Consider the following 18,621-nt stretch of genomic DNA (forward strand, 5'->3'; position numbering starts at 1 on the left):
AATTGACGTAACCCCTTAGCTGTGAAAATAATCTTATATTTGATGGGAGTGAAGCGTAATTTTATCTTTAATTGTTTGTTAATGATGCTGATTCTTTAGCCTGTGAGTAAATCTTTGATTTTGAGATCCTCAATTGACGCCCTAAGATATATTCTAATGCTTTATCAGCATTGACCAATCCTAATCCCGTATTGAATGAACTTAAATAAGAAGGGCGTGTACTTATTTTGAGTGCTTGGGCTACCTTATTGGCTGCATGTGGAACTTGTTGAGGATGGTGCTCTAGATAAGCTTGCCATAATAGAGCACTTATAGCTGCTAATTGCGGGGCAGCAAAAGAGCTTCCTGATTCGAAATTACCAGTGGACCAAGAGTATACCGCATCCGCTGGCGTACTCAGACTTCTTGATATTGCCAAAGTATTATGGCCAGGAATTGTGGCACTTATTGCTATTTGTTGAGCAAAAGTATCTATATTAATAGCCAGTAATAAGTGATCGGTATAAGCGTTAATAGTTGGCAAAAACTCTTTAATTAATGCTAAGTCATAGGAGAATAAATTTCCGGTAGCCTCTAACCCAAGACTTTGCCTTAATGGTGTCACATTCTCATCTAAGTCAGTTCCTGTATTACCAAGAGATTTGGTGACGATTGTACGACTGAGTATATTTGTTAGTTGTTGTGAAAACAGTGGATCTAACTCGTTATCTACAGCAAGGAATGCTCGACTCATATTGATGATGTTGATATCGATTCTACTTTCAAGGTAAGCCATGGCTTGATGGTAGGTATTTGATTCCGCGCTTATGGGTATAATTGTGGCCTGAGGAGCAATAGCAAGAATAACATCAATCACCGAGTTGCCATGGTTAAGTTCTACCGGATCGCCAAAGTTCTGTATTGCTCGTATATTGGCATTAGAATAGTGCTCTATTTGTTTGGCAAGTAACACAGGATCAAATAAGTCAAATACTGCTATTTTTATATTTGATCCTTTATATATATTTGTAAGAGAGTGATAGTTTAAATTAAAACTCGGATGCACGCTGAGTACGATCTGATTGATAGTGTACCTAAGATTATTAATGATGGATTTAGCTTGCTCGAATTCAAGTTGATTGCTTTTCTGGTACTCTTCTGATTGAAATGATAGTAACAATGTTGCCAAGTCTAAAAATTCTGTTATTTCTTGTCCCCAACGATGCATGTTAATCTCATTAATAACATAATTTGCACTTATGTTTTCGTAGTCGATGTTATTATAGTCTTGTAATAATGCAGAGACCTCTTCTTCCCACGTCCAAAATGTAATACGCTTTAATGTATCTAGAGCTACTTGATTTTCAAGATGATTATTTGAAGACGGATATTCAGCTGCCGATAAGGGAAACATATTAAATAACAAAAATGATACTAATATTTTAATGATATTATTAATTTTATTATTCTTTGATTTATAGTTCATGCACTTTATCCTTGTGTTTTATAAGTTAAAGTATATTATACATTTGTGTTAAGTTTTAAAAATAAAATATGAAATATTAACTATATCCTGCAATCAGACTTTTAAAATTAACATTATATATTTAGTTGCTCCCTGCTCTAATTTGATCTGTCACTTAAAAATTGGCATCATATTTAAAAGGATTGTGCAATGAATATAAATTATAATACAAGATATGCTGTTAGGAATCAGTCTGAAATGTCTTGTATCTATAGTGTTAGACAACGGCCAAGACGATACTTTAATTTCATATCAGTCAATAACGACAACCAAGTACAGTAACACTTTAGCCCTTGGAATGTAGGTGAAGTGAGTCGCCCAAACTTAGTGAGGGTAGGTGACTTCAACATTACGCAACAAGTCAATTTTTAAGGGTAAACACGCTATATCAACATGTTTAAAAGTAGTCGCTGTCACTTCAAGTGAGTATTTATCCTGTTAGTTGACAATCGCTAACCTGAAGTAATATAAGTGATTTATTGAAAGAACCAGACATATAGGATAGCAAAATGTACTTTGCAAACTTGAAGTATAAGTCTTCGTTTAGTTTCTGATTTGTACCTTTGTTCCTCGCTCATTTTGCAAGGGGTACTTTTTCAGGTTCTTAAACTGGGTTCTCTATCCAGTGAGACAGTTGTTTAGCTTGCTTAAACGAGTTAAAACTCTGCTCTATTCTTGTTCTTGACCTGATTCCCAATTCTGTTTTGTCTTGTCTGCTCAATTTCGCAAAATGTTCAATGGCTTCTCTTAATTCTTTGACGCTTTTTTCGTTGACCAAAAATCCGGTATCTGGAGTGACGATTTCCTTACAACCCATTATGTTGGTGGTAATGACGGGAGTTCCAACGGCCATTGCTTCTTTAAGTACCAGTGGGCCTGTGTCCACACAACCAGTATTCGAGAAACAGAATGGTGCGATCAAACTATCGTAGTTCGGTAGATTATCTTTTACCCACTCATGTGACTTTGCTCCCATAAAGGTGACGTGTCGAGTTAAACCTTGTTGCTCAACTTGCAACTTTAGTTGCTGCTCTAACTCTCCTGTTCCGATGACATCTAAATGAATATTAAGTGGCTTAGCAATCGGTGCCAGCGCATCTATCAGGTAGTGAAGTCCTTTTTGTTCGACGAGTCGACCAAGGAAAGCGAAATGTAGGTGTTTCACTTTTTTTTGTGGGTACAATTGAAATTGTTGGGTATTGACACCGCAATGAAGGAGCTTAACGTTGCCTTTTGCTATGCGATTGAAATCTGTGAGCATGTCTTTGCAGACGGCGACTACAAAGTCACTCGATGAAATCTTATGTTCAAGATCGTAAGCGAACTCGTAAACATCATGGCCATGTGCGACGAATGAGCAGGTAATGTTTAGAAGCTTTGCAGCGACAATCGCATGGGAGGCGGTATGTTGGCAGAAATGTGCATGAACATGGTCAATGTCTTTTTCAGCGAGTTGCAGAGCCAGTTTTACTCCATAAGCGAATAACGATTTCCTAGGTAGGCCAGTTTGCTTAGAAATAAAGGAGATTGCCGTGAAAAAACCGAGCCAATTAACTTTGGCTATCTGACTTAATTTAGCATTCTGGCCAATCTTGATAATGTCATATTCAAACGACTTATCACTGTTTTCTATCTCAAATGCCAACACGCAGACATCATGTCCGCAGGCTTTAACAGAGTCTACTTCTGTTTGGATAAATGTCTCACTAAGTACAGGATAAGTTGGTGCTATAAACGCTACTTTTTTCATTTTTTGATTCTTTGACCAAGACAATTAGAGTCTATTAAGCAAAATATGAACCAGAATTATATGGTGTTTCAAATCTACTATTTTGCTTAATTTCTCATGTTTATCATTTTGTTTTCTCAAAATGACAATCAAATTTGTGTTTTGATCTTATCTATCGAGCCGGTTAATCGTCATTTTGCGAATTAAATATGTAGGTAGCTGAAAATAAAACTAATCTCCTAGAACAAATTATCGGCATAGAACATGCTTAGCTAGGTTACAGAGTATAATATTGAGAACATTATTATGGCTAGAGTCAGTGCGATTATCCCGACGTACAATTGTTTGAAATACCTACCGAAGGCAATAAACAGCGTGCTTAAGCAAACTCATCAAGATATTGAGCTAATCATTATTAATGATAATAGTGATGATGGAACGTCGGCTTACCTAGAAACGATAGATGACGAACGCATTGTTACGATATCGACCTCGGGCGTAGGCGCTCCACAAGCAAGGAACCTGGGTATTGAAAAAGCCACAGGAGAATATATCGCTTTTTTAGATGCAGATGACTTTTGGTTTCCAGAAAAAATCCAGCACCAGCTCGAGTTTCATCAGCGTAATCCAAATCTTGCGATGAGTTTTACTAACTATGACCATCTGACAGAAGACTACAAAGTGATTATTGACTGCTTTAGTTATTGGTCGCAGTTTCAAGATCAGGATGGAATGTTCATCAACATTGAAAATCCGCTAGAATTTATTATTGCAAATAACGTTATTGGTACTTCGACAGTCATGGTGAAAACCGATGTTTTTTCTCAAGTAGGTAGTTTTAACGCGGATATCAAGTATGGGGAAGATTGGGAGTTGTGGCTCCGTCTTAGCGAATCCCATCAGGTTGGTGTAATGAATTCGGTGCAGGTTGGGTACCTCATGAGAGCGAGCTCAGTGACTCAAACTGAAAGCCTAAAATTACGCAATTTACAATCCATAGAATCCATTCTTCAATATTATCAAAATGAGAGAGAACGTTGGAATTTGTCGCCAACCACGTTCAAAATAGCTAAGGCGAGAATCTTAGAAGGGTATGCTGATTACTACCGAGGTTTACAACAAAACCGATTAGCCATCACTTACAATATGCACTCTTTAGTTCTGGCTCCGCAAAAGCGCACACTAAGACACTTAATTGGGGACTGTAAAAACCTCCTAAATCCGATTTTTTAAGAGATAGGCAACTATATGGGCTCATTAAAACAGTCGGTTTATTACGCTATTGGCATATTGATGATGAAAGGAATCTCACTGGTGATGATTCCATATATTACTCACAAAATGACGTTAGCAGAGTACGGTTCTCTAGAGGTGATTGTGCTGTTGGCCGATATCGGTACGATATTATTTAGCTTTGGTATCGTAGACGCAATGTATCGTTATGTGGGTGTCGCCGGTGATGATAACAAGAAAAAACTCGTGTCGAACTGCTTCACGTTAAGCGTTTTAGTGTGTGTGGTTGGAGGTTTATTAATGGCACTTAGCATGCCCTTAATAATACTCATGTTGCCCGTTGAGTTCCAGCCTTATCAAATATTACTTCTGCTTTTGCCTACGATGCTCGACGGGGTTATTTCCATCCCACTCACCTTAATGCGAATGAATGCGATGGCGAAGCGTTTTTGCCTGCTTAATGTGATGAAGGCTGGTGTTCAGGCCATTATGACTTTCGTGTTGCTTGAAGCCGGATATGGCATTGATGGGGTATTAATCTCAGCTGCGGTGTCTAGTGTGTTACTCATGGTTTGTATAGTGCGCTATCAATGGCAAGAGATGGGAACATTTGGTTGTTTCAAATACTCAGCAAAAATCCTGAAATTTGGGCTACCTACATTGGTGGGTGGAGCTTCAATATACATGATTACAGGACTAGACCGCTGGGTGATGGCGAACTTTATTGGTGTCGAAGAGCTAGCGATTTATGCTGTCAGTGGTAAGTTTGCTTTAATTCTTGGTTTGCTGCTACAACCTTACGCGCTTTGGTGGTTTCCGAATCGGGTTGCTATGCTTCAGCAACCCGATGGACATAAAGTGTGCGCCGATAGAGCACTTATCGGCGTAATCCTTGCTATTGTTTTGGGCGCGTTGATGATTCTTACCGTACCTGGTTTTATCGCTTTGATTCTGCCAAGTAGTTATCAATATGCGGGTACTATTGTTGTTGCATTGCTTGCAATTGGCGTTATTAAGAGCGCAGGCGATTATTTGAATTTGGGTTGTTTTAGTGGCGATTCAAGTCAATCACAAATGTGGATGCAAGGTGGATGTGCGATTTTTGCTGCTATTGGTTACTTTTCAGTAGCACCAATCTATGGAGTATGGGGGGTTGTTGGGGTACTTTCTATTACGTATGTTCTTCGATTAATGCTGCTCTATTTCGTCAGTCAAAAGATGGAATATCTTCCTTATGACCACAGTAAGTGGATAACCGCTGTCAGCATTGCTGCCGTTGCAATTGTTTGTGATCATCTTTTGGGTTTGGTGTTCGTTAACGTCCATGAGTTTGTTTTAGGTACGTGTGTTTCTTTAATGATGCTGTTGGCTTTCTTAAAATACTCAGTGATCGGACTGACAGGACAAGCAGGACAGGCTAGGACAGGCAACGTATCACTATAGGCAACTATATAGCTGCTCTGATAAAATTTAGGGCAAATATTGATAACAGAAAAATGACAATTACTGACAGGGGTTATATATAAAACTAATCACTTTAAAAATAAGATGCTCCTAGTATCTATATATTGTGGAGTTACCTTGAAATCTTTATTACCAGTCTTTATGTCAGTGGTGGCCTTAGCGGGTTGTCAGTCTAGACCTGAATATCAAAAACCTTACGTATTTCAATCAGATTGTGCAGAGGCGAGAGAGGCCAGTGTGATGCCACTGACTTTTGTTGTCGATAAAAACCTATCTCAAGCAAGTGTCAACGGTGAGATTTGTTCGGGGTCGTATCAAGCGTTTCAGTCAATGACGGAATTTTATCCTGATATAAAACTTCTCCGTTTGCAAAATGTGCCAGGCTCACTGGATGATGAAACCAATTTGCGTTTGGCAACCAAAATTCATGATATGGGTATAAGTACTCAGCTCGAAAGCGATAGTAAAGTCGAATCCGGTGGTACAGACTTATTTTTGTCAGGTGTTGAACGTAAAGTGGAACAAGGCGCAAAAGTTGGGGTTCATTCATGGGCGAGGGATGACGGAAATGGCAAGATTGTAGAGGGCGCAGATGTCCCAGCTGAGGCCCCACAGCACCAAAAATACATTGATTATTATCATAAAGTTGAGTTAAGCAAGCCAGAAGAGTTTTATTGGTTTACTATTTACTCTGCGTCTTCTGATGACATGCACTATTTATCTCAAGATGAGTTGAAGTATTTTGGTGTTAATACACCTACTTTCGCTTTCTAAGTCATTTTTTAATAGGTAAAAAATTAATGTTGATAGAGTGCTATTAACAAAAAAGGGCATACATCCATAGATGCCCTTTATTTTTGTATTTAAATTAAGAATGGAGCTGAAAATTCTAATGGTTCTTTAGTGTGGATATGTAATATGAATGGAGTGTAGACAGTAATGAACCAGGAAGTCGGCATGCAGTTTACAATAATTAGTCTTATGATTGGAAGAAAGGTGCCCGTTCAGAAACAGAAAGTGCTTATGCTTTTTGCGTACCTCACTCATGTTCCTTAAATAGAGTCTTGCCCTATAGAAAATACCGCGAATTTTAAACACTGTTTTTATAAAAAATGATGTAGACCACAGGGCCGACATCAATTTTGTTTAAAACGTAGTAAAGGCTTTGAACCCAATATTAAATATTTAGTCTATTAGACCGTAAGCGTTGCTTAGTATATTAATAATTTCTTGCTTTGGATTGTTAGATAATGAAATGGCTTTACCGGTTATTTTTTCTGCAATATTAATATAAGTTCTAGAGATATCCATTAGAGCTTCAGATGGTAGTTCGTTATCTCTTGCTAGAGCTTCTCGTTCAGCCATTCGTTCTTTGTTGAGCAAAATATCTGGGTCAGGGAAGTAGCTGAGTAGAAATTGACGGAAATCTTCTTTGGAATTTTCAACAATACGACCACTTTGGTACTCGTATTTATCCCAGATACGTGATGAATCAGGAGTACCGACCTCATCCATGTAAATGAGCTTCTCGTTACCTGACGCATCGTGAACGTAACCAAATTCAAACTTGGTATCAACGAAAATTTGGTTAACTTCCGATAGAGCTTTGTTGATTACACTAAATCCTTCACTGAGTAATTTTTCATAGAGTCTAATATCTCTAATGCTAGAAAAATTGAACGCTGCAAAGTTATCTTCGATATTTTTCCGGGTAATATTCACATCGTCAGCTTCTGGTACTCCTGGAATGTTTTTTAAGATCCCCTTTGTTGAAGGTGTCATCAGTAGTTCTGGTAAGCGAGAATCTTTTTTTAGCCCTTCTGGCAACTCTATCCCACAGAAATGACGTTCGCCTTTCTCATATGCGCGCCACATTGATCCGGTAATGTATTGACGACATATAGCTTCAATCTTAATGGGCTTAGCTTTTTGAACGATCCACACTAGCGGATGAGGGATATCTAGTATGTGGCTGTCAGCTAGATTATTTTGTTGAAACAGGCTAAACCAGTGGTTTGATATAGCATTAAGTGCTGCACCTTTGCCCGGTACACCTTTCAAGCCATCTTGTCCGTGCCAAATACAGTCAAATGCAGAAATGCGATCGCTGATCACCATGATAGCAAGTGGGGCATCCGGTGCGACATCATAGCTTTTCTCTTCAATGAGGCGTCGACTATCTTGCTCTGTTAACCAGTAAACGGAACGAACTTTACCATTATGAACTGGTTGATTTGTACGAATGGGGAGGTCATCATTTATAGCAAGAACTTGATCAGCAAGCGTCATCGGGATAATCCTATCTGAGTCAGAAACCTAAGGTCGTAATAATAGATACAACCGTTTGGGGTTGAATCATACCAGAAAAAATTCTGGGTGCCACCAAAAGCAAACGTTTGCATTGCGAGGGAAGATAATAGAAGAAACGTTAGGAACTGTTTAGATGACAGCACTTAGTGATAGTGGTCAGTTCCTTTTTCAATGAATAAGACTTCACAATGATACTCAACAGCTAAATGATGCAGTATTTTTTGATCAAACCGGCTGACTTTATTAGAAGCGACAATAGCACTTGCATTACGTGATTTGATCGCTTTTTCAACAATGTCACGTTCACACAAAATCTTTGAAGGCTTCATATGGATAATATTGTTACAGCTAACTTTATAAGCCATGAATAACTCTAGGCTTGGTCTGGGGCATTCAGAAGTAAACAAGATCCATTGTTTTTGGCTAGATAGCCCAGCTAACCGTTTAATAGATTCTTTCTGCTTTTGCCAATGAAAATGAGTAGTAGCCAAGTTATTGGCTGTGTGTAAATGAAACATAAATACTGCCCTCACATATATGCTGTATGTATATACAGTAGTTGTTTTATTTACACTGATCAAGAAAAACCTCATGATATTGATTGCTCTCTATCCATAAGATATAAAAAGAATATTTAAATCAATTATTTATAATAACAATGTTGATTTTTATGACGGGAAGATAATAAAAAGAATCAGTGATGATGGTATCTTACACAGTGCTTTATACTGTGTTAACTGATTAGGAAGTCGCAAACAAATCACGACTTTATCTATTGCTCTAAAAAACGTGCGGGAAAATCACTGAAAATGCCATCCAAATAGCCAAGGTGCTGAATGTCTGAAGGTTGATTAACAGTATAACACCAGACTTGAAAGCCTTGTTTTTGAAGAAGGCTAACCTCTCTTTTGGTCGCAAACTTGTAATTAAGATTACAGCCAAATGCCGAAATTGTTTGTAGCAATTGGGTATCTTTTGGGCTTAATTTTTCAGTCAGTACAGCAATTTGATAGTTGGGTAATACGACATGTAACTCAAGTAAAGTGTCGTGGTCAAAACTGGAGAGCAGGATTGACTGACAGCTGAGTTGAGAAGATTGTAAATCATGCTTTAAGAGCTGAGCCACGTGGGTTTTGTCATGTTGGTCAACTTTTAATTCCAAATTGAGCTTTAGGTTTAAATCACTAGCCAGTGATAGTAGCTCGGAAAGCGTCATAATGGGTTGTGTGTAGGTTCGATCGCCAAACCTAGCAGCAAAGTTAAATTGACGGAGTTCTTCTAATGTTTTTTCATCAATGCGTCCAGAGCCGTTACTGCATCGATCAATGGTATGATCGTGACAAATAACAAGAATATTGTCTTTGGTGGGTTGTACGTCGACTTCGACCCACTCAACTCCCAGTTTAGCCGCTGCTTCTATACTCACTTTGGTGTTTTCAGGGTAATCACCTGCTACACCACGATGGCCAATAATCTTCATTAATTTACCTATATTCCAATATTAAAGTCAGGCTTTTTCATCGCAATTGCAAACCAAATCTGACACTATCTCAAATCATAATTTAGCAGATTAGCTTTCAAAGAGTAGAGATATTGAACGCAGAGAATAAAGCGATTTGTATTTTAGTGGCGACGACTGCATTAGCAGGGCTAGGGTGGATTTTTTCTAAGCAGACAATTCAAGGTTTACCGCCATTTGGTTTTGTTGGACTGAGGTTTTTGGTCGCGTCTGTTTGTCTGTTCCCTTTTTGCTACAAATCACTCTTACAATTTTCAGCGAGACAAGTTCTACATGCGCTAAGCGCGGGTAGTATATTGGCCGCTGCGCTGCTAGCTTGGATCCATGCGATTACCCTAAGCGCTACTCTTGGCGAGGGTGCTTTTATCGTAAGCTTGTCGATGATCATCGTGCCGATTGTTGCGTGGGCCATATACAAGGAACGACCCAAACGAGCATTCTGGATTTCTATGCCAATTGCAGTTTCAGGGCTGGCACTTTTATCTTTGCAAGGGGGGTGGAAGAGTTCTCCCGGACAACTTTGGTTCTTAACTAACGCATGTTTATTGGCTTTACATTTTAATGTTAATAGCCGTTTAGTACAAAAACTCCCAGTACTTATGCTGACATGTATACAGCTATTTGCTACAGGGATTATTGCCTTGCTAGTCTCGGCTTGTGTGGAGGCAATGCCTCAAAATGTTGATATCAATATTTGGGCATGGTTTGCAGCAAGTGTAATACTGGCAACCAGCCTTCGATATGTTATGCAAACACTTGGCCAGAAGCACTGTAATCCAGCGAATGCCGCGCTAATTATGTTACTTGAACCCATCTGGACCGTGATACTAAGTATTCTTTGGTATGGTGAGCAGTTATCCACCAATAAGTTATTGGGATGTGGTCTTATCTTGCTCTCGTTGATCTTTTATCGGACCGATGGGCGATTGTTCAGTTTTAAAGTCTCTAAGTAACGTAAATAATAACTGGTCTGACTTCACGGTATGGGCCTTACATGCTTCTCAATTAAGAACGGGTTGCTAAGTTGAATAGATTGATATTTTTTATCATTGTGTTAATAAAATGAAGCTGCATTCCATTAATGGATATATTCAAAAAATTTATCTTGTCGAATACTCGGGCAAACTCTTGTTACTTGATGGGGCGAGTAGGGCCGATATTCCTTATATAGAACACTATATTACAGAGGTGATTGAGCAGCCTTTTACTAACTTAACAGTGGTTATCGTGACACACATGCACCCTGATCATGCTGGTGCAGCTCATAAGCTAAGGGATTTAACCGGTTGTATATTGGTGTCGGCAGATAAAAGCAAGCAGTGGTATAGTGGACTTGATGGTATGCTAATGCATTTCACCGATTTGGTTCTTGCTCGGTGGGTTGCAGGAAGATTAAAAAAGCCCAAAAGGAGACTCTGGTATCCGAGATTTTTGCAACCTGATGTGACCTTGAATGATGGCCAGCCAATCCCTTACTTTGAAGATTGGGTTGTATTGGAAACACCAGGCCATACAGACCGAGATTTATCAGTTTATCATAAGCAACAAGGTATTCTTTATATTGCTGACTTGATTGTTGAAGTTAAACAGCGCCTCATCGCGCCTTTCCCTATTTTCCACCCTAATAAATACCGTCAATCGCTACAACGTGTTTATGACATGGCGCCCACTACGTTGTTACTGGCACACAGTGGTGAGGTAACTTTAGACGAAAGAGCATACCAACACCTTGTCAATAGTGCACCTTGCACACCAACAACTCACTGGCGGGCCACTAAAGTAAAACTTCGAAGCTTGCTCAGTTCTATTTGGTCATTTGGACTCGCGGATAAGTAATGTGGTTTTATCACTGCCATTACTTTGTCCTTCCTTAACAATTTGCGGTAAAATTGTCCAATTGTGAGTATTTGAACATTTATATTGAGTAGTAAACGGATAGTTGATTGAATTTTTTGATAATCACGTTAACATGTCCTCAAATGTAAATGAGATTGCGTCTCAATAGTGAATTGGCCACCTAAAAATAGATATACTATGAATTTAATAAAACCTTACTTTGCGTTTCTCATGGCATCATTTAGCGCAAATACTGTCGCGACCAATTTTGATAATGCGCAGTCCATCCAACGTAGCACCAATGCGATTTCGGCTTCCAGCCAGAAACGTATAAATACCGTTGCTGAAAATTCATTAAACCTGCAAGCGCAAGTCGAACAACTTCAAGAAGAGATTAAAAATTTAGAGATTTATCAACGTCATCTGTTGGCATTGATGGACAGCCAGTCAAAAGAGGCATTACACCTTGAGTCTCAGATTGAAGAGATAAACAATACGCGTAAAGGTATCGTACCTTTGATGTACCAAATGATATCTGGGTTAAAAGTATTAGTAGAAGAAGATCTCCCCATAAAACATGAAGCACGATTAGAGCGAATAGAAAAACTCGACAACATGATGGTACGTGCAGACGTCAGTGATGCTGAAAAATATCGTCGTATTCTTGAAGCGTATCAGATAGAACTTGATTATGGTGTCAAACTTGGTGTGTACCAGAGCCAAATCTCTGTTGAAAAAAGTGTCCGTGAAGCGCAAGTTCTTCACCTTGGACGCGTTTCTTTAGTGGCACGTAGTTTAGACGGAAGTAAATCTTGGACATGGGATCAGTCACAAAAGCATTGGCAGCCACTTGATAGTGCGCTAAAACCGAATCTAGATAGAGCATTCGATGTTGCTAATAAACAAGCCACTCCAAGTTTACTGACTTTACCTCTTACGCTAAATGTATCGGAGGCAAAATAAATGAAATTTCCGTTGATAATTTGTCTTTTAAGCCTATCTGTTTTGCCGTTTACCGCCCATTCGAGCGATGAGCTTATTACTCAAGCAAAAGCTGAAAATGCTCGACAAGAGCAGCATAGCCTTGAACGTGAATCGGCTTTCCGAAAAACTGAAAATGAGCTCAAATCAATAAAAGCCTCTCTTCTTAAACAGCGGAATGGTTTACAAGCTCGCAATGACCAGCTTGCTGCTCAATTTGCAGAAAATGAAAAAAAACTCGCCCAGTTAGAAGAAAAGCTTCGCCTTGAAACGGGAAGTCTTGGTGAAGTATTTGGCGTAGTTCGGCAAAATGCCAAGCAGTTAGAATCTGAGTTAGATAGTTCAGTTACTTCCGCTGATGCGCAACATTATACAGAGCTTGTCAAAAGTGTAGTAGCGGCAACTGAATTGCCTTCAATGCAACAACTCACTGGCTTGTGGAAAGCACTTGAAGAGCAAATACAAGCAAGTAGACAACTTGTGCCTACCACTGTGAGTTTTGTTAATGGTGAAGGAATGATTAAATCTGAACTTGCTCTTAGGATTGGTTCATTAGGTTTGATTTCACAAGCAGGCTATTTAAAGTGGAATGCAACAAAGGCCGAAGCGCAGCTTTATTCAAAGCAACCTGAAAATACTCCAACTCTATCTTTATTAAGCTCTGGTCAGATAAATAAAATCGTACTTGATCCAACTCGTGGTGTGCTACTTGAACAACTAGCTCATAGCCCAAGCTTCATGGACAGGCTAGCCTCGGCTGGTGTTGTAGGGCAAGTTATTCTTGGTTTACTTTTGGTTGGTCTTGTCATTGCTATTGTGCGTGGCGTGAGTTTATTGACCACTCGACAAAAGATTCGAGTTCAACTCAAATCCCCGCAAACACCGGGTATAAATCCACTTGGACGTATTTTATCTGTCTACAGAAAAGATAAAGGTTTGACTGTTGAAGCTCTTGAGTTGCGTTTGCTTGAGGCGGTGGTTGATGAACAAGCAAGACTTGAAAAGGGTTTATCTATGCTCAAGTTGTTAGCTGCTTTAGCACCTATGTTGGGATTATTGGGTACTGTAATTGGCATGATAGAAACATTCCAAGTGATTACTCAGTTTGGAAATGGTGATCCTAAAATAATGGCTGGTGGAATTTCAATGGCTCTAATGACAACAGTCCTTGGTTTAATTGCCGCCATGCCACTTTTGCTTGCGCACAATATTCTTAGTTCACAGGCAGAGCTTATTCGCAACATTCTCGAAAAGCAGGGCATTTCTTTGGTTGCTCAGCAAGCCGAGAAAGACTCTATGGCGAATGAGGCACCTCTGGAGAGAGTGGCTTAATGGATATATTCACCGCAATGCTGCCCGATTTAATTATTGAAAATCAGCTAATTATATCTTTGCAGAGTTTTATGCATCAGGGAGGCCAATTACTGTGGTGGTTATTTGGGGTGGTTGCTTTGTGTTGGATATTAATGATTGAGCGGATGATTTATCTGTTTGTTGAGTTTCCCACCCAAAAATCAAATTGGATTAGAGCTTGGCATGAAAGATCTGAGCAGCAGTCATGGTACGCACGTTCAATACGAGAAGGGTGGTTAGCTCAAGCACATGCAAAACTCTATCAAAACTTAAATATCATCAAAGTGTTAGTTGCAATTTGCCCAATGCTAGGGCTTTTGGGAACCGTGACTGGAATGATTTCAGTATTTGATGTGATGGCAAACCAGGGAAGTAGTAATCCGAAGTTAATGGCTTCTGGGATTTCGTTAGCGACTTTACCCACTATGGCAGGAATGGTGGCAGCCTTGTTTGGTATGTTTTTCCATGCTCGTTTGCTTAAAGCCTGCCAAGTTAGAGAAATTAAATTAGAAAAATCGTTAAGGAGTCAGCGATGAGACTGGGCCGACGTCATCATAAACAGGAAGAAGCTCAAGTTGATCTGACTTCTATGCTTGATATCGTTTTTATTATGCTGATTTTCTTTATTGTGACCAGTTCATTTGTCAGGGAATCTGGTGTTGAAGTTAATCGTCCGCAGGCAAGCAGCGCTGTTAGTCAAAAAGATGCTGGTATTTTTGTCGCAATAACTTCGTCTAACGACATATATATTGATAAGCGGATTATTGATGTGGAACGGGTTCAAGCTGTGCTGGAACATGTGCTTTTGGATAAACCTGACGCAGCCCTTGTCATTCAGGCTGATGAGCATGCGTATAATGGGACAGTAGTTAAAGTTATGGACGCTGCGAAAGAAGCAGGGGTTAAAAATATCGCACTGGCAGCGGAGAAAAAGTAATGGTGCGATGGTTAATCGCTGTTCCAATGGCCGGAATATGTACTTTGACCGTTTTCGCCTTAATGGCATGGATGGTTAATATTAGTGACGGACAGACCTTAGGTGATGATGCACCGTTTCGCTTTGATATGCTTGTTGTTGAGAACGAGACAGAAACTCAACGTCGTCAGCGCAGTGTCCCAGAACAGCCTAAGATGCCTAAAATGCCCAAACAGGTACCAGTGTCGAGTGTTGATACTAATCACACTAGTATTTCTGATACACTTAAGCCAACGCTTGGTCTTGATAACAGTATTGATGGCTTGGCAATTAATGCGCCTGAATTTGGTGATTTCGGTATTCAGCAGCAAGCGATGCCTATTTACCGAGTTGAACCTCGTTACCCTCCCAAGGCTGTAAAGCGCCAAGTGGAAGGTTATGTGTTAGTTAGGTTTACTATAGACCCAACAGGTAAGCCTGTTGATATTCAAGTTCAAAAATCACAGCCTAAGTATATGTTTGATCGAGAAGCAATTTATGCAATTAAAAAGTGGAAATATCAGCCAAAGATTGTTAATGGGAAAGCGGTTTCTCAGCAAGGTCAGACGGTAAAATTGGAGTTTACATTATCAAAATGATTAAACAATTTGCTCTGATTGCTATGATTTTTTTCTCATCGTTAGGTGTTACTCGTGAAATCAGTCATTATACTGCTGGGCGTTTGCAGCAGGCGAACCAGCTAGCTCAGAATGATAAACTTAAACAAGCTATCGAAGTGTTACATGAAACCAAGGCATCATTTGACTACGACAAAGCCTTTGTTGCACGCGTTATGGCCGTGTTTTATTGGCAAGATGGAAAACCCAAGCAAGCGATTGAAAAAATGAGGTATGCTGTTGCCAGTGGTTTATTACAAGATGAACAGGCTTGGGTTAGCCAGCGTATGCTCGCAGACCTTTATCTTACTGAGCATGATTTTAAACAAGCATTAAAGCATTATTATCAACTGGTTAAAGTGATTCCACCAACTCAACAGAAAGATGATATTTGGTTGCGTATTGCTCAATCTCACTATCAGCTAGAGCAGTGGCGTGATGTAATAGTGGCAACTGATCGTTATTTGAGTGCTGATAGTAATGATCGCCTGCAACCGCTTTCTCTCAAGTTAGGGGCTCAATTAGCGCTAAAATTTTCACATGATGCGATCGGTACACTCGGGCAGCTCATTGCGATAGAACCTAATAAGCTCCAATGGTGGCGACAATTATCTGTGTTACAAACCCAAATAGGGCAAGGAAAACAAGCTCTTGGAACTCTTTCATTGGCTAAGCTTAAAGGACTGCCGCTGAGTCAAAATGATCGCCGTATATTAGCTCAGCTTTATTCCAAGCATGGTATACCTGAAAAAGCTGCAATCGAAATTAGTGAGCTAGAAGAAGCTCAAACGGATATCAAACTACTTGTCGAGCAGGCAACATATTGGCAACTTGCGAAAGAGTGGGATTCAGCGATTTCAGTCTGGAAAAAAGCTGCGCGAATAGAACCAAGATATAATTGGAATCTTGCTCAGCTTCTTGTTCAGCAAGGGCACTATAGGGCATCCATCCCTGTTCTTGATAATATTAAAGATAAGAAGGCGGATGTCGCTCTAGTCAAAACTCGTGCTTTTTATAAGCTCAATCAGTTAGATAAAGCTTTATATCAAGCCAAGCAATCTGATAGTTTTGAACCTTCAATTCAGGCTAAAAACTGGATAAAGTTCCTTTCTCAGGTTCGTGGATCATCAAACAGTAATCAATCAGATGTATAGGGAAGGTGTGCATTAGATACGCACCTTTTTTATGATTTTACTTGGCTTGGGCATATAAACTCAGCTCGCCACAACAAACTTCTAGAAGACTTAATAGTTGTAAGCAGCTCTTCTCCAGATAGCTGCGGGTACGAGCACATGACTTTTACACCATCGCTGTATTTAGACTTTTTATAAGCTCTAACATGAGTGAAAGTGCTGGACAAGTTGTGCGATAGCATAGATTTAGACAGGCAAATACCGAACATATCCCGTTTCATTTTCCTTCCTTCCTTCTGACATTGTTTAAATATTATTTTTTAGTTTTATTCTTATCTGTAACTTAGTGCATATACATTGTACATCAAAGATTGCATTTGATTAAATAACGAACAAAATGAAATTGATCTTGATCTAAAATATTACCAATTCTGATGTTTCACCAACCATGCACCATTTTTTATTTTTACTATACTCAATAGGAGGTTTTTCGATAAATATTATTTTATATGAATCCAGTGTCTTAATTTTTGCTGTTTGGATCGTTTTGGTTTTCGAGAGAGAGGTTAAGGTAATGAAAAAATATCAGTTTTACTTGGACCAATAGCTTGCATAGTAATATGAATACTGTTTAGTATCTCCTCTGGAATAAGGATCACACCGGCTTTCCTAAATGTGGTATGAAATGTGCTTAATTGCATTTATGTCATACCTTTGACTGGCTAGAGATTAGTAAGAATTGGAGGTGTCATGGATGTCAAGCCATATCTAGCGACGAATAAATTATCTGCAGGTCAGACGGTTATCATTGGGCGAGATGGTAATGTTCGTGTAGCAAGTACAATTGATGAAACGTCACCTGGTGAAGTATTCATATCCAATTCTCAACTTGATTCTGAAAATGCCAATATTAATATTGGATTTGCCGACGATAATTCAAATATTTTAGATATCACTTCAGACATAGATGATATTATTGACGCGTTAGAAGCTGGAGATGATCCTACTGAGTTAGGTGATGAATTCGCTACTGCTTCCGGTAGTCAAATTGGTTCTAGTCCATCGACAATTGGTTCTGTGGCGAGAACAGCAGAGCAAACATCCCCCAGAACAGCGTTTGATACTGAAGGTTTAATCGGTGAGCTTGGTTTAACCCGAACTCAGAGTTTATCTCTTGTTGATCAATTTCGCGAATTTCAGCAATCGCCTATTTTAACAGATTCCAACCAATCACCTTTGGCTGGTAATTTATTTGTTGTAACTGATGAAGATAGTGCTGTTAGCGGCCAGATTTTTGCAACTGATCCAAATCCTCAAGATGCATTATCATTCGTAATTTCAACGAGCCCTACAAATGGCGAAGTCTTCATCAACTCAGTGAGTGGTATTTGGGTTTACACGCCAAATACAAATTATGATGGCGGAGATGCATTTGAAATAACGGTTGACGATGGTAACGGTGGAACCGATACAGCCATTGTGAATATTGAGGTTACACCTATCCCAGAGGTTTCACTTACTGGGCCAAACCAAGTTAATGAAGGTGATTCTGCAATCTATGTTGCTACCTTTGATAAGCCATCCACGCAAGTGACACAAATAAACCTATCATTGTCACCTAACTCCGCTGAGTTAGGTGATCTATCATCGATTACGGTCACAACCGCTGATGGTTTAATACTTGTTGTTGAATCTGACGGAACCGTAAATGTGCCAGCAAGTGTGACTTCGCTAAATATTTCGGTTGGCACTACAGATGATGATGTATTTGAAGGTAGTGAAGATTTCCAACTAGACATAACGCCTGGATTTGGCACCGTAGGTGGTGGTCAACTAACAACGACTATCCAAGATGCTGATACGCCAGAGTTAAGTGTCAGCTCAGACAGTGTGGTGGAAGGCGGCGCCGCGGTATTTGATGTTGAGCTTTCAAATGATGTTGATGGGGATGTGACGTATGAGTTTGCGCTGAGCTTAGATGGTCAAA

Annotated in this window: 19 protein-coding genes; 12 read left to right on the forward strand and 7 right to left on the reverse strand. The window is 39.5% G+C overall.

Going from position 1 to position 18,621, the window contains the following annotated elements:
- Positions 1 to 67 precede the first annotated feature (67 nt).
- Entirely contained in the window at positions 68 to 1,465 is a 1,398-nt protein-coding gene (locus KO511_RS11815) for a S8 family serine peptidase (RefSeq protein WP_215987627.1), read from the reverse strand.
- A 643-nt stretch (positions 1,466 to 2,108) separates the two neighbouring features.
- A complete protein-coding gene (locus tag KO511_RS11820) occupies positions 2,109 to 3,254 on the reverse strand; it encodes a glycosyltransferase (protein ID WP_215987628.1) in 1,146 nt (381 codons plus the stop codon).
- A 285-nt stretch (positions 3,255 to 3,539) separates the two neighbouring features.
- Here KO511_RS11820 and KO511_RS11825 point away from each other — a divergent pair, with 285 nt between their 5' ends.
- The 3 genes from KO511_RS11825 to KO511_RS11835 all read left to right on the forward strand — a co-directional run bounded on the left by KO511_RS11825 (position 3,540) and on the right by KO511_RS11835 (position 6,704).
- On the forward strand, positions 3,540 to 4,466 hold the full coding sequence (locus KO511_RS11825) for a glycosyltransferase family 2 protein (RefSeq protein WP_215987629.1): 927 nt from the start codon (positions 3,540 to 3,542) through the stop codon (positions 4,464 to 4,466).
- Between the two features lie 15 nt (positions 4,467 to 4,481).
- On the forward strand, positions 4,482 to 5,909 hold the full coding sequence (locus KO511_RS11830; protein ID WP_215987630.1) for a lipopolysaccharide biosynthesis protein: 1,428 nt from the start codon (positions 4,482 to 4,484) through the stop codon (positions 5,907 to 5,909).
- Positions 5,910 to 6,047: 138 nt separating this feature from the next.
- Positions 6,048 to 6,704 (forward strand): hypothetical protein, encoded by a 657-nt coding sequence (locus KO511_RS11835; protein ID WP_252724341.1) that lies wholly within the window; start codon positions 6,048 to 6,050, stop codon positions 6,702 to 6,704.
- A gap of 411 nt (positions 6,705 to 7,115) precedes the next feature.
- Here KO511_RS11835 and KO511_RS11840 read toward each other — a convergent pair whose 3' ends face one another.
- The 3 genes from KO511_RS11840 to KO511_RS11850 all read right to left on the reverse strand — a co-directional run bounded on the left by KO511_RS11840 (position 7,116) and on the right by KO511_RS11850 (position 9,720).
- The gene (locus KO511_RS11840; protein ID WP_215987631.1) at positions 7,116 to 8,219 is read right to left on the reverse strand and encodes a phosphoribosylaminoimidazolesuccinocarboxamide synthase; all 1,104 of its coding nucleotides are present in this window, start codon (positions 8,217 to 8,219) and stop codon (positions 7,116 to 7,118) included.
- Positions 8,220 to 8,383: 164 nt separating this feature from the next.
- Positions 8,384 to 8,758, reverse strand: a complete 375-nt coding sequence (locus tag KO511_RS11845) for a hypothetical protein (RefSeq protein WP_215987632.1) — start codon at positions 8,756 to 8,758, stop codon at positions 8,384 to 8,386.
- Positions 8,759 to 9,012: 254 nt separating this feature from the next.
- Entirely contained in the window at positions 9,013 to 9,720 is a 708-nt protein-coding gene (locus KO511_RS11850; RefSeq protein ID WP_215987633.1) for a glycerophosphodiester phosphodiesterase family protein, read from the reverse strand.
- Between the two features lie 113 nt (positions 9,721 to 9,833).
- On the opposite strand from KO511_RS11850, the gene KO511_RS11855 reads away from it, so the two are divergent.
- From KO511_RS11855 to KO511_RS11890, 8 genes are all read left to right on the forward strand, one after another.
- Positions 9,834 to 10,712, forward strand: coding sequence for a DMT family transporter (locus KO511_RS11855; protein WP_215987634.1), 879 nt, complete (start codon positions 9,834 to 9,836; stop codon positions 10,710 to 10,712).
- 109 nt (positions 10,713 to 10,821) lie between these two features.
- On the forward strand, positions 10,822 to 11,595 hold the full coding sequence (locus KO511_RS11860; RefSeq protein ID WP_215987635.1) for an MBL fold metallo-hydrolase: 774 nt from the start codon (positions 10,822 to 10,824) through the stop codon (positions 11,593 to 11,595).
- Positions 11,596 to 11,793: 198 nt separating this feature from the next.
- Complete coding sequence (locus tag KO511_RS11865; protein ID WP_215987636.1) at positions 11,794 to 12,558, forward strand: DUF3450 domain-containing protein; 765 nt, start codon at positions 11,794 to 11,796, stop codon at positions 12,556 to 12,558.
- Complete coding sequence (locus tag KO511_RS11870) at positions 12,559 to 13,908, forward strand: MotA/TolQ/ExbB proton channel family protein (protein WP_215987637.1); 1,350 nt, start codon at positions 12,559 to 12,561, stop codon at positions 13,906 to 13,908.
- Positions 13,908 to 14,465: a MotA/TolQ/ExbB proton channel family protein gene (locus KO511_RS11875; protein WP_215987638.1), complete on the forward strand. Its 558-nt coding sequence runs from the start codon at positions 13,908 to 13,910 to the stop codon at positions 14,463 to 14,465. The genes KO511_RS11870 and KO511_RS11875 overlap by 1 nt, the downstream gene beginning before the upstream one ends.
- The gene (locus tag KO511_RS11880; protein WP_215987639.1) at positions 14,462 to 14,866 is read left to right on the forward strand and encodes an ExbD/TolR family protein; all 405 of its coding nucleotides are present in this window, start codon (positions 14,462 to 14,464) and stop codon (positions 14,864 to 14,866) included. The genes KO511_RS11875 and KO511_RS11880 overlap by 4 nt, the downstream gene beginning before the upstream one ends.
- The gene (locus KO511_RS11885) at positions 14,866 to 15,483 is read left to right on the forward strand and encodes an energy transducer TonB (protein ID WP_215987640.1); all 618 of its coding nucleotides are present in this window, start codon (positions 14,866 to 14,868) and stop codon (positions 15,481 to 15,483) included. The genes KO511_RS11880 and KO511_RS11885 overlap by 1 nt, the downstream gene beginning before the upstream one ends.
- Positions 15,480 to 16,655: a tetratricopeptide repeat protein gene (locus KO511_RS11890; protein WP_215987641.1), complete on the forward strand. Its 1,176-nt coding sequence runs from the start codon at positions 15,480 to 15,482 to the stop codon at positions 16,653 to 16,655. The genes KO511_RS11885 and KO511_RS11890 overlap by 4 nt, the downstream gene beginning before the upstream one ends.
- 29 nt (positions 16,656 to 16,684) lie before the next feature.
- On the opposite strand, the gene KO511_RS11895 is transcribed toward KO511_RS11890, so the two are convergent.
- Positions 16,685 to 16,915 carry a hypothetical protein gene (locus tag KO511_RS11895; RefSeq protein ID WP_215987642.1) on the reverse strand — a complete coding sequence of 77 codons (231 nt, stop codon included), beginning with the start codon at positions 16,913 to 16,915 and terminating at the stop codon, positions 16,685 to 16,687.
- Positions 16,916 to 17,200: 285 nt separating this feature from the next.
- Positions 17,201 to 17,335: a hypothetical protein gene (locus KO511_RS22440; protein WP_289847787.1), complete on the reverse strand. Its 135-nt coding sequence runs from the start codon at positions 17,333 to 17,335 to the stop codon at positions 17,201 to 17,203.
- 49 nt (positions 17,336 to 17,384) lie between these two features.
- On the opposite strand from KO511_RS22440, the gene KO511_RS11900 reads away from it, so the two are divergent.
- The coding region (locus KO511_RS11900; RefSeq protein WP_215987643.1) for an Ig-like domain-containing protein at positions 17,385 to 18,621 on the forward strand (1,237 nt) is incomplete at its 3' end.

The organism is Vibrio hepatarius (genome assembly GCF_018860525.1).
GTDB classification, from domain to species: Bacteria; Pseudomonadota; Gammaproteobacteria; order Enterobacterales; family Vibrionaceae; genus Vibrio; species Vibrio hepatarius_B.